This window comes from Companilactobacillus sp. HBUAS59699 (genome assembly GCF_036913575.1).
Classification (GTDB): domain Bacteria; phylum Bacillota; class Bacilli; order Lactobacillales; family Lactobacillaceae; genus Companilactobacillus.
In genome coordinates this window covers 468,581-480,735 of sequence record NZ_JAYKTV010000001.1, presented here as the reverse complement: position 1 = coordinate 480,735, position 12,155 = coordinate 468,581, and the positions used below count along the sequence as shown (strand labels likewise).

Genomic DNA, 12,155 nt, shown 5'->3' with positions numbered 1-12,155 from the left:
ATGAAAATGAATGAATTGACTAATTTTTTAATTAAATGTCGTTTGACGATGATGATATCTAATCAAGAAATGCTTAAAATTATTAAAATCTCACAGAATAGTGATAATCTGGAACAAGATGCATTTTTATTCTTAAAGGACAAATGGGGCTGGGAAAAATTTAACCAGTTTCTTCCATTATTTAGGAGTAATGACACATCAAAAATTTTAGCAATAAATTATCTTAGTGATGAATATCCCGATATTTTAAGAGAGATATATAATCCTCCAGCATTATTGTTTTATCGTGGCAATATTAAATTACTAAAAACTGACTGTATTGCAGTGGTTGGAGCTAGAGAAGCCACAGAATACAGCTATCGCTGCATTAACGGCCTTGTTCCTAAGATCAAAGGCAAGTATACCGTTGTTAGTGGATTAGCTAAGGGAGTCGATGGCTGGGCTCATCAGGCGGCCTTGAATAATTATGTTGACACGATTGCTATAATTGGTAATTGTTTAGATGATTATTACCCAACTCATAATAAGAAATTGCAGGATGAAATTTTTAAATTTGGCCTTGTGATCAGTGAATATCCACCAGGCTGCCACATAAGAAGGTGGCATTTTCCTCAGCGAAACCGTATAATCGCAGGTGTCAGTCAAAAGGTTATCATCACAGAAGCAAAAGAACGCAGTGGATCACTCATCACTGCTGAAATTGCGCTGCAAGAGAGTCGAGATGTCTATGCCATCCCTGGTAGAATCGGTGATTCATTGTCTCGGGGATGCAATAAATTGATCGAAGAAGGCGCAATTCCGCTAATTAATTTTAACGAATTGTAGATAACGCTTTCGCAATTAGGTAATTAAATGTATCATTTGAATTGACAATTTTAAAAAAACATATAATATATTGAACAGTTTTTAATTGATTCATTCAGAAAGGAGCACTTACGTGCCAGCGAAACAAAAGAACTTGGTGATCGTTGAATCACCCTCAAAAGCAAAAACAATCGAGAAGTATTTGGGACGTAATTATCACGTTGTTGCTAGTTTAGGTCATGTTCGTGACTTGCCTAAGAGTCAAATGGGTGTTGATATCGAGCATAACTATGAACCTAAGTATATTTCTATCCGTGGTAAAGGCCCCGTCATTAAAGATTTAAAGAAAGAGGCTAAAAAAGCCAAACGAGTTTATCTAGCAGCCGATCCGGATCGTGAAGGAGAGGCCATTGCCTGGCATGTTTCCCATTTGTTGGGTCTAGATGTTGATGGTAAGAATCGTGTTGTATTTAACGAAATTACCAAAGATACAGTTAAACAAGCATTCAAAACACCCCGCAGTATTGATATGAACTTAGTTGATGCTCAACAAGCACGACGTGTTCTTGATAGACTAGTGGGTTATTCGATTTCTCCGATCCTTTGGGCAAAGGTAAAGAAAGGCTTAAGTGCTGGACGTGTTCAATCGATTGCTTTGAAGTTAGTTATTGAACGTGAAAAAGACATTAAGAAGTTCGTCCCTGAAGAATATTGGACGATCGAATCAATGTTCAAACATGGAAAAGACAAATTTAAAGCTAATTTTTATGGTGTTGATCATAAAAAAGTTGAATTAAAAAATAATGATCAAGTTCAAGACATTCTAGGTCGTATCAATAAAAAAGATGATTTTGAAATTGAAAAGGTAACTAAGAAGGAACGTAAGAGATTTCCAGCAGCACCATTTACAACTAGTTCACTTCAACAAGAAGCTAACCGTAAGTTGAATTTTAAGACTAGAAAAACAATGATGATCGCACAGCAACTTTATGAAGGTATTAACCTAGGACGTAAGGAAGGTACCGTAGGTTTGATCACTTATATGCGTACTGATTCCAAGCGTATTTCAAAAGTCGCTCAAGCTGAAGCTTCAGAGTTCATTCATTCTGAATATGGTGAACCATTCGCAGCCGTTAAGATGCGTAAGGATAAGAACCAAGAAGGGGCACAGGATGCCCATGAGGCTATCCGCCCATCTTCAGTATTACGTACACCTAAGTCACTAAAAGAAATCCTGAGTCGTGATCAATTCCGTTTGTATGAACTAATTTGGTCCAGATTTGTTGCTAGTCAAATGACACCAGCTGTTTATGACACTATGACTGTTGATTTAACACAAAACGGTGTGATGTTCAGAGCTAATGGTTCTAAGATCAAGTTTGAAGGTTACCGCAAGGTCTATCAAAGTACATCAGAGTCAAATAAGAAAGATAATATTCTTCCTGAATTGGCCGAAGGTGACAAGGCTAAGCTTCAATCAAATGATCCGGCACAACATTTCACACAACCACCAGCAAGATATACTGAAGCTTCACTAGTTAAGGCTTTGGAAGAAAACGGCGTTGGTCGTCCATCAACTTATGCACCAACAATCGATACTATCCAAAGACGTTATTACGTTAAGTTGAACGGTAAGAGTTTTGAACCAACTGAACTTGGTGAGATCGTTGATAATTTGATTCAAGATTATTTCCCAGATGTTGTTAATATTGACTTTACAGCCCATCTTGAAGATGAATTGGATGAGATCGAAGAAGGCAAAGAAGATTGGGTTCAAGTAGTTGATCATTATTACAAACCATTCGCTAAGGAACTTGAGTCAGCTGAAAGCAAAATTGAAAAAGTTCAGATCAAAGATGAACCAGCTGGTATGGACTGTGATATTTGTGGCGCACCTATGGTCATCAAGATGGGACGCTATGGTAAATTCTATGCTTGTTCAAGATTCCCAGATTGTCGTAATACTAAACCTATCGTTAAAGAGATCGGCGTAGTTTGTCCTAAATGTAAAAAAGGTCAAGTTATCGAAAGAAAATCTAAGAAGAATCGTATTTTTTACGGTTGTTCAAGATATCCTGATTGTGACTTCGTATCTTGGGATAAGCCAATTGGCCGTGATTGTCCTAAGGATGGCCACTACCTAGTCGAAAAGAAAGTTAAAGGTGGTCGCCAAGTTATTTGTCCTAATGGCGATTATGAAGAGCAGGTTCAAAAATAGTGATCGAACAAGATTTAATTGATAAGTTTATTGATTATTTGATGATCAACCATCATTATTCTGATGACACGAAGAAATCATATTTGGAAGATATCGATAACTTTGTTAAGTTCTTAGATCAAAATGGTGGTTTCAAAGGATTCACAAAAGTTAATCGGGTCGATGTTGAAACTTATTTGACGTTCTTGGATGAAAAAGACTATGCAGATGAGACAGTTGCTAGAAGGATTTCAGCATTACGTTCTTTTTATAATTTTATGTTGCGTAATAAATTCATCAAGACTAATCCGTTTGACCTAGTTCAATTACGTCATAAAGGTCGTAAACTGCCACGTTTCTTTTATGAAAAAGAAATGGATCAGTTGTTTGAAGCGGTTAAGGGAGAAGATCCTCTTTCCCAAAGGAACTCAGCTTTGTTAGAATTATTATATGCGACGGGGATGCGTGTTAGTGAATGTGCTAATTTGGAGTTAGAACAGTTAGACTTCACGAATAACATCGTCCTGGTGCATGGTAAAGGTGACAAAGATCGTTATGTACCCTTTGGCAGTTATTCAAGGGATGCACTAACAAGGTACATTGATAACGGTAGAAACAAATTGATGGAAGCTAATAAGCAGGATCATCAATTTGTTTTTGTTAATAACCGTGGTAAGGGTTTGACGAGCCGAGGAATTGAATACATCTTGAATCAAATTATCAAAAAAACTAGTTTGACTTCTGATATACATCCCCATATGATCCGTCACACCTTTGCCACACACATGTTAGATCACGGAGCTGATTTACGAACAGTTCAGGAATTATTAGGACATTCCAGTTTATCAACTACTCAGATCTATACTCATGTGACAATGGAACATCTCCAAAAAGATTACAAAAAATATTTTCCAAGATAAGGAAGGTAAGTAAATGACTACAATTGTTGCAGTTAAGCATGATGGTCATACAGCTATTGCTGGTGATGGTCAAGTTACATTAAGCGAGAAATTTATTATGAAGGGCTCAGCTCATAAGATCAGACGTATCTTCGATGATCAAGTGGTTATCGGATTCGCTGGTGGTGTGGCTGATGCCATTACGTTACAAGATTGGTTAGAGAAAAAATTAAAATCATATTCAGGTAATCTTAAACGTGCGGCGGTTGAGTTGGCTCAAGACTGGAGAAAAGATCCAACTCTTCAAAAACTAGAAGCTATGTTGATTGCTATGGACAAAGATAATTTATTATTGATTTCTGGTAGTGGTGAGATCATTGAACCTGATGAGGATGTTGTAGCTATCGGTTCTGGTGGTAATTTTGCTCAAGCTGCGGCAATCGCCATGCAACGTCATGCCAAAGATATGGATGCCGAACAAATGGCACGTGAGGCAATCAAGATTGCTTCAGGAATTGATATTTTTACAAACGATAATATTATTTCAGACAAATTTTAAATTGGAGAGTAATAAATGGACAACATTTTAACACCGAAAGAAATAGTCGCTCAATTAGATAATTATATTATTGGACAAGATGATGCAAAAAAGGCAGTAGCGATTGCTTTGTACAACCGTTACCGCCGTATGCAAGTACCAAAGAAATTGCAACAAGAAATAACACCTAAGAACTTAATGATGATCGGACCAACTGGTGTTGGTAAAACTGAAATTGCTCGACGTCTTGCTAAAGTGGTCAAAGCACCATTTGTAAAAGTCGAAGCTACAAAATTTACTGAAGTCGGTTATGTCGGTCGTGATGTAGAATCAATGGTTCGTGACTTAGTTGATGTTGCAGTTACGATGGAAGAAAAAGAAAAATTCGATGAGATTCGTCCTGAAGTTCGTCGTGATGTTGATAAAAAATTAGTTAAGCTATTAGTTCCTGGAATCAAAAAAGAACAACGTCAAAATAATAACAACATGGACTTTATGTCTATGTTAAATAACCTGCAAAATTCTACGAACTTACAAGAAGCTATGGGTGGTCAAAATAACGATGAGGATCCTGATAGCAACGCTGAAGTAACTGACGAAGTCCGTGATCAACGTTTAACAGTGAAGGAACAATTGGATAAGGGACTTCTTGAAGATAGAGAAGTAACCATTAAGGTTGAAGAATCACGCAAAGTAAATCCAATGAATGATCAGATGGCTCAAATGGGTCTTGATATGGGTAGTATGATGGATTCTTTAATGCCTAAGAAAATGATCACTAGAACTTTGACTGTAAGTGAAGCTCGTGAATTGTTGATCCAACAAGAATCACAAAAACGTGTTGATCATGATGAAATTTATCAATCAGCAATTGAACGTACACAAAACAACGGAATCATCTTTATCGATGAGTTTGATAAGATTGCTGCTGGCAGCAAGAAAAACTCTGGTGAAGTTTCACGTGAGGGTGTTCAACGTGATATTTTGCCTATCGTTGAAGGTTCACAAATCAATACTAAGTATGGTGCGGTCAATACAGACCACATTCTATTTATTGCCTCAGGTGCCTTCGCTGAAAGTAAACCTAGTGATTTAATTGCTGAATTGCAAGGACGTTTCCCAATTCGTGTTGAATTACAAGATTTGACTGAAGCAGACTTTATTCAAATTCTAACTAAACCTGATAATGCTTTGACAAAACAATATGTAGCATTGACTCGTGCAGATGGAATTCATTTAACTTTTACTAAAGAATCAGTTGAAGAGATTGCAAAAATCGCTTACAACCTTAATAATACTAATCAGAACATTGGTGCCAGAAGACTGGCTACAGTTTTAGAAAAGATTTTGGCAGATATTCTATACGAAGGTCCAGATATGCAAATGGGTGATATCACAATTACTCGTGAGTACGTCAAAGAGCAAGTCGGCAAGATTGCTGATGATCAGGATCTATCGCGTTATATTCTCTAGGGGGAAAGATTATGGAAATGTACGAATTAAAGAATGACTTCTTGACCGTTAAGGTCAACTCAAAGGGTGCAGAATTAAGCAGCATTAAAAATGGCAAAGATGCAGAATTTATTTGGCAAGCAGATCCTAAGTTTTGGGGAAGACATGCACCAATCCTATTCCCAATCGTTGGACGTTTAAAAGATGACCATTATTTTGTTGATGGCAATGAATATAAGATGACACAACATGGATTTGCTAGAGATCAAGAGTTTACTTTAGAATCACAAACAGATTCAAAACTTGTCTTAACATTGACAACTAGTGAAGCAAGTCTTGCTAAATATCCATATCACTTTAAGTTAAGTGTTATTTATCAATTAGTTAAAGATACTGTACAAATCAGCTACTTAGTTGACAGTTTGGAAGAATCAGAAGATATGTACTTCAATATCGGTGCACATCCTGGCTTCTCAGTACCATTTGATGATGGTCTTAAATTTGAGGATTATAACGTAAAAGTTGATCCAGCAGAAACAAGATCAAGTATTCCTATCGTGGAACATCAAATCGATCTTGATGGTGAACACAAAGTTGAAGATCAAAACTTCCCAATGAATCGCGAAGAATTCAAGGACGATGCTGTAGTATATCGTTTGAATGATCCAGCTGTAGTGTCGATCTCAAGTGAAAAATCAGATCACAAGATCACTCTTGATACTGGTAACGCTAAGTACTTTGGTATGTGGTCAACTTATCCGGATGCAGGTAACTTCATGTGTATCGAACCATGGTGGGGACTTGCTGATAAGAAAGATAGCGACAATAACTTCAAGACAAAGTATGGTGTGAACAAATTAGCTCCTAACGAACAATTTGAAGCTTACTTTAGCATTTCAATACAATAGAGAATAACAAAAAAAACGACCAAATTAATGGTCGTTTTTTTGTTGTCGTTTATAAGCTAATCCGATAGGAACGAGATTCTCTTTTCCTTTCAACAGACGCTTAATATTAGGTATATGACGTACATAGACGATTATAGTTACAATAACCGCTGCTGTCGTTAGTATCCAGTCGTGTAAGAATATTGAAGCAATGGCGAAGAATAACACAGTGGTTAAACTAGCCACACTTACCATACTAGTTACATAGACAATCGTTGCTAGGCAGATGAAACAAATTAAAAATAGCAAGGGATTGTATGCTAGTAAAATACCAGCACTGGTAGCAACAGCTTTACCACCACGGAATTTAAGAAAAATTGAGAATACGTGACCGATGACGGCAAAAATTCCAATGAATAAAATCCAGTGATGATCGAGCCCGAAGAAGACGGGCATTAGAGCACCTAATGTTCCCTTCAAAATATCGACTATTAGGACTCCTGTACCTGCATATGGTCCGAAGACACGGTATGCATTAGTTGTTCCGACATTTCCACTACCATAGTTAAAGATATTTTTATGGAAAAATACTTTACCAACGATATATGCAGTTGGAAATGAGCCAATTAAGTAGGCTAAAATTGCACAAATGAGAAGTTTCATATAAAAATCACTCTCTAAGTTTTATTTTTTGGTATATTGTAACTCTAAGGTATTTTTATTTCGAATAACAAATACCAACTTAGACATTATCTACTAAAATGACTAAAAAGTAAAAGTTAAAAAAACGAACATATGTTCAAAAAAGATTCTTTGATGTTAAAATATAGTGATATAATAGTAAAATGTCGAGCTAGTAATTAATAAAAAAGGAATGATATAAATGCCAAAATCATCATATGATGATTCGTCGATCCAGATTTTGGAAGGCCTAGAGGCTGTTCGTAAGAGACCCGGTATGTACATCGGATCAACTGATTCACGCGGACTGCATCATTTGGTTTATGAAATCGTTGATAATGCGGTTGACGAAGCACTATCAGGATTTGGAAAAGAAATAAACGTAACAATTAATCGTGACGGTAGTATTACTGTTGTCGATCATGGTCGTGGTATGCCTACAGGGATGCACTCCAGCGGTAAGCCAACAATCGAAGTCATCTTAACAGTGCTTCATGCCGGTGGTAAGTTCTCTGAGAATAGTTACAAGACTTCTGGAGGACTGCATGGTGTTGGATCATCAGTTGTTAATGCGTTATCCGAATGGATGACTGTACGTGTTGTACGTGACCATAAAGTATACGAGGAACGATTCGAAAATGGTGGACATCCAGTTGGTACTTTAAAGAAAACTGGATCTACCAAAGAAGACAGTGGAACAACTATTAGTTTCAAACCTGATGCTAGTATTTTCCAAACTACTAAGTATAATTACGATACTTTGGCTGAAAGATTGCGTGAATCAGCATTCTTACTCAAGGGTGTTAAATTCACTATTACTGATAAACGTGGCGAAGAAGAAAAGAACGACGTTTTCCATTATGAAGATGGAATTCAATCTTTCGTTAAGTATCTGAATGAAGACAAAGATACTATTGGTGGTATTTTTTATGTTGAAGGTACTAATTCCGACATGGAAATTGAGTTCTCCGGTCAATACAACGACGGTTACTCAGAGAACATTATTTCATTCGTAAATAATGTTAGAACTGCTGATGGTGGTACGCATGAATCAGGTATGAAATCAGGACTTACTAAAGCCTTCAATGATTATGCTAGAAAAGTTGGTTTATTGAAGGAGAATAGTAAGAATCTTGAAGGTAGTGATGTTCGAGAAGGATTATCAGCTATTCTTTCAGTGCGTATTCCTGAAGAGATACTTCAATTTGAAGGCCAGACTAAAGGAAAACTAGGCACACCTCAGGCTAGATCAGCCGTTGATCAGCTTGTTTACGAGCAGATGAGCTTTTATTTGATGGAGAATGGTGAACAGGCCAAAACTCTTGTAAAGAAGTCTCTGAAGGCGCGTGAGGCACGTGAGGCCGCAAGAAAAGCACGTGAATCCAGTCGAAATGGTAAGAAAAACAAAAAGACCGATGGATTATTGTCCGGAAAACTTACTCCAGCGCAATCTAAGAATTCAGCTAAGAATGAGCTGTTTTTAGTCGAGGGTGATTCAGCCGGCGGTTCTGCTAAACAAGGTCGAGACCGTAAGTTCCAAGCAATCTTGCCATTGCGTGGTAAAGTTCTAAATACTCAAAAAGCAAAATTAGAAGATATTTATAAAAATGAAGAAATAAATACAATGATCTATACAATTGGTGCCGGCGTTGGTGCTGACTTCAAATTGGAAGATCGTAATTATGACAAGATCATTATCATGACTGATGCTGATGATGATGGTTCGCATATTCAAATATTGCTACTAACATTCTTCTATCGCTACATGAGACCACTAGTCGATTCAGGACATGTCTATATTGCCTTGCCTCCTTTGTACAAGTTACAAAAAGGTAAAGGTGAGAAGACGAGAATGAAGTATTGCTGGACACCTGATGAACTGAAGAGTGCTATTAAAGAAATGGGTAAAGGTTATGACCTGCAACGATTCAAAGGTCTTGGTGAAATGAATGCTGACCAGTTGTGGAATACAACCATGGATCCTGAATCAAGAATTTTAATTCGAGTTAATATTGACGATGCCGCTTTAGCTGAACGTCGTGTAACGACATTGATGGGTGATAAAGTAAAACCTAGACGTGACTGGATCGAAAAGAACGTTCGATTCAACGGAACTGAAGAGGGCGACAATATCTTGGAAAAAGTCGATGAGACGGATCCAATTGATAATAAAATCGTCGATGATTTATTGAATAAGGAATAGGTGATATATATTGGCTAACAATTCTCCTAAAATTCAAGATCTACCGTTAGAAAAAATAATGGGCGATCGTTTTGAGAGATATTCAAAATCAATTATTCAAGAAAGAGCTTTACCAGATATTCGAGATGGTTTGAAGCCGGTACAGAGAAGAATTTTGTACTCAATGTTCGTAGATGGGAATACTTTTGACAAAGGATTTAGAAAATCTGCCAAGGGTGTTGGTAATGTTATGGGTAACTTCCATCCCCATGGTGATTCTTCGATCTATGAAGCAATGGTACGTTTATCTCAAGATTGGAAATTGCGTGATCCTTTAATCGAGATGCACGGTAATAATGGTTCAATGGATGGTGATCCACCAGCTGCTATGCGTTATACCGAAGCTAGATTGAGTAAGATTTCTACTGAGATGTTGCGTGATATCAACAAAGCTACTGTTGATATGGAATGGAACTTTGATGATACTGAAAAAGAACCAAAAGTATTACCCGCAAGATTTCCTAACCTTTTGGTCAATGGTGCTACTGGTATTTCAGCGGGATATGCGACAGAGATTCCGCCACATAATCTGGGTGAAGTAATTGATGCTACTATCAAATTGATCGATAAACCCACAGCAACTTTGGATGACTTGATGGAAATCGTTAAGGGACCTGACTTCCCAACTGGTGGGATTCTACAAGGTGCTGAAGGAATTCGCGAAGCTTATGAAACTGGACGAGGCAAGGTTTATCTTCGTTCAAAGACTTCTATCCAGGAGCTTCGTGGACACAAGTCACAGATCGTTATTACGGAGATTCCTTATGAGGTTAATAAGGCACTCTTGGTTAAGAAAATGGATGAAATGCGTGTCCTTAAAAAAGTCGAGGGTATTGCTGAAGTTCGTGATGAAAGTGACCGTCAAGGTCTATCGATCGTTGTTGAATTGAAGCGAGATGTTGACGCACAAGGTATCTTGAATTATCTATTCAAGAATACTGATCTGCAGATCTCGTATAACTTCAATATGGTTGCTATTGCTGACATGCGTCCACAACAGGTCGGTTTGGTTCAGATCCTTAAGGAATATGTTGAACATCAAAAAGACGTTGTTTTAAGACGCAGTAAGTTTGATATAGATAAGGCTAAGAAACGCCTGCACATTGTTGAAGGCCTGATCAAGGCGTTGTCGATATTAGATAAGGTCATTAAAACTATTCGTGGCAGTAAGAACAAATCTGACGCTAAGAATAATTTGGTCAAAGAATATCAATTTAGTGAAGACCAAGCAGAAGCAATTGTTTCATTACAACTTTATCGTTTAACTAATACTGATGTTACTGAGTTACAAAAAGAAGATAAGGAATTGAATGATCAAATAGCTTCTCTAGACAAAATAATTAATGATCCTGCTACTTTGATGAAAGTAATTAAAAAAGAATTACGTAAGGTTCGTGACACATATGCTGATGATCGTCGTACGAAGATCGAGGCTAAGGTGGCTGACATCGAAGTAGATACTAGTGTTTTAGTTGCTAGTGAAGATGTTCGACTATTGGTAAGTCATGATGGCTATGTAAAACGTAGTAGTTTACGTTCATACCAGGCATCAGATGCGACTGATAACGGGCTTAAAGATGAGGATTATCCAATTCTTGATCAAGAAGTTAATACTTTGGATCACTTATTTATCTTTACTGATAAGGGTAATCTGATCTACCGACAGATCTTCGAAGTTGATGATAATCGCTGGAAAGATACGGGATCTCATTTGTCACAAGAAATTGGTTTGGCAAATGACGAATCTATTTTAAAGGCATTTGTATTTAAGGACTTAGAAGAAAAGGGTACCTTCTTGATTGGTACTAGTGAGAATTACATTAAGCAAGTTGCCTTCAACGATTTACTACCAGGTAGAACATACAAGTCACGTGCTAGTCGTTATAGTAAGTTAAAGGCTGCTGACACCAAAGTCATGGACGTGTACTATGTGCCTGAGGACACAGCTGGACAAGTTTATGTCTTTACTAAACACTCATATGCTTCAGCCTTTCCATTGGATGAAGTACCGGTCGTAGGTAGTAAAGCAGTTGGTGTTAAGTTCGTCAGTCTAAAAGATGACGATGAATTGGCGGGTTATTTCTTTACGACAAATGACAGTGACAAGATAGCGTTACTTACGCAACGTGGTTCATATAAACAAATGAAATTATCAGAGATACCATCTACTAGTCGTGCTAGACGAGGTGTTTTAACCTTAAGAGAATTGAAACGTGCACCGCATAGAGTGGCATTAGTTACTAATATTTCAGGCAATGAAGAACTGTCAGTTGTTACTGATACTAATCAAGAAATTTCGTTAGATGAGAGTTCACATCAAAATGCTGATCGATATTCAAATGGTTCATTTATCATGGATCCAGAGACTGATGGTAATCCAATTAGATTTGTGAAAAATGTAATGGAAAAATAATAAATACAACAAGATTATTTTTAGTTTGTATAGTATGATTGT

At 37.2% G+C, this 12,155-nt stretch carries 9 protein-coding genes; 8 read left to right on the top strand and 1 reads right to left on the bottom strand.

Annotation, left to right across the window (positions count from 1 at the left end; all coding sequences use genetic code 11):
* The 6 genes from dprA to U8519_RS02410 all read left to right on the top strand — a co-directional run bounded on the left by dprA (position 1) and on the right by U8519_RS02410 (position 6,798).
* Positions 1-825: a DNA-processing protein DprA gene (gene dprA, locus U8519_RS02435; RefSeq protein WP_334328736.1), complete on the top strand. Its 825-nt coding sequence runs from the start codon at positions 1-3 to the stop codon at positions 823-825.
* 112 nt (positions 826-937) lie between these two features.
* A complete protein-coding gene (gene topA, locus U8519_RS02430) occupies positions 938-3,022 on the top strand; it encodes a type I DNA topoisomerase (RefSeq protein WP_334328735.1) in 2,085 nt (694 codons plus the stop codon).
* The gene (gene xerC, locus U8519_RS02425; RefSeq protein ID WP_334328734.1) at positions 3,022-3,921 is read left to right on the top strand and encodes a tyrosine recombinase XerC; all 900 of its coding nucleotides are present in this window, start codon (positions 3,022-3,024) and stop codon (positions 3,919-3,921) included. The genes topA and xerC overlap by 1 nt, the downstream gene beginning before the upstream one ends.
* A gap of 13 nt (positions 3,922-3,934) precedes the next feature.
* A complete protein-coding gene (gene hslV, locus U8519_RS02420; protein WP_334328733.1) occupies positions 3,935-4,459 on the top strand; it encodes an HslVU peptidase proteolytic subunit in 525 nt (174 codons plus the stop codon).
* A gap of 15 nt (positions 4,460-4,474) precedes the next feature.
* Positions 4,475-5,911, top strand: coding sequence for an ATP-dependent protease ATPase subunit HslU (gene hslU / locus U8519_RS02415; RefSeq protein ID WP_334328732.1), 1,437 nt, complete (start codon positions 4,475-4,477; stop codon positions 5,909-5,911).
* Between the two features lie 11 nt (positions 5,912-5,922).
* On the top strand, positions 5,923-6,798 hold the full coding sequence (locus U8519_RS02410) for an aldose 1-epimerase family protein (RefSeq protein ID WP_334328731.1): 876 nt from the start codon (positions 5,923-5,925) through the stop codon (positions 6,796-6,798).
* Between the two features lie 24 nt (positions 6,799-6,822).
* Here the strand turns inward: U8519_RS02410 and plsY are convergent, their stop codons facing one another.
* Positions 6,823-7,440, bottom strand: coding sequence for a glycerol-3-phosphate 1-O-acyltransferase PlsY (plsY, locus tag U8519_RS02405; protein ID WP_334328730.1), 618 nt, complete (start codon positions 7,438-7,440; stop codon positions 6,823-6,825).
* 220 nt (positions 7,441-7,660) lie between these two features.
* On the opposite strand from plsY, the gene parE reads away from it, so the two are divergent.
* A complete protein-coding gene (parE, locus tag U8519_RS02400) occupies positions 7,661-9,661 on the top strand; it encodes a DNA topoisomerase IV subunit B (RefSeq protein ID WP_334328729.1) in 2,001 nt (666 codons plus the stop codon).
* A gap of 10 nt (positions 9,662-9,671) precedes the next feature.
* The gene (gene parC / locus U8519_RS02395) at positions 9,672-12,113 is read left to right on the top strand and encodes a DNA topoisomerase IV subunit A (RefSeq protein WP_334328728.1); all 2,442 of its coding nucleotides are present in this window, start codon (positions 9,672-9,674) and stop codon (positions 12,111-12,113) included.
* The last annotated feature ends 42 nt before the right edge of the window (positions 12,114-12,155 follow it).

Excerpts from the sequence above, each read along its gene's own strand:
- plsY (WP_334328730.1), bottom strand. The coding sequence starts at position 7,440 with ATGAAACTTCTCATTTGTGCAATTTTAGCCTACTTAATTGGCTCATTT.
- hslV (WP_334328733.1), top strand. The coding sequence starts at position 3,935 with ATGACTACAATTGTTGCAGTTAAGCATGATGGTCATACAGCTATTGCT.
- dprA (WP_334328736.1), top strand. The coding sequence starts at position 1 with ATGAAAATGAATGAATTGACTAATTTTTTAATTAAATGTCGTTTGACG.
- U8519_RS02410 (WP_334328731.1), top strand. The coding sequence starts at position 5,923 with ATGGAAATGTACGAATTAAAGAATGACTTCTTGACCGTTAAGGTCAAC.
- parE (WP_334328729.1), top strand. The coding sequence starts at position 7,661 with ATGCCAAAATCATCATATGATGATTCGTCGATCCAGATTTTGGAAGGC.
- hslU (WP_334328732.1), top strand. The coding sequence starts at position 4,475 with ATGGACAACATTTTAACACCGAAAGAAATAGTCGCTCAATTAGATAAT.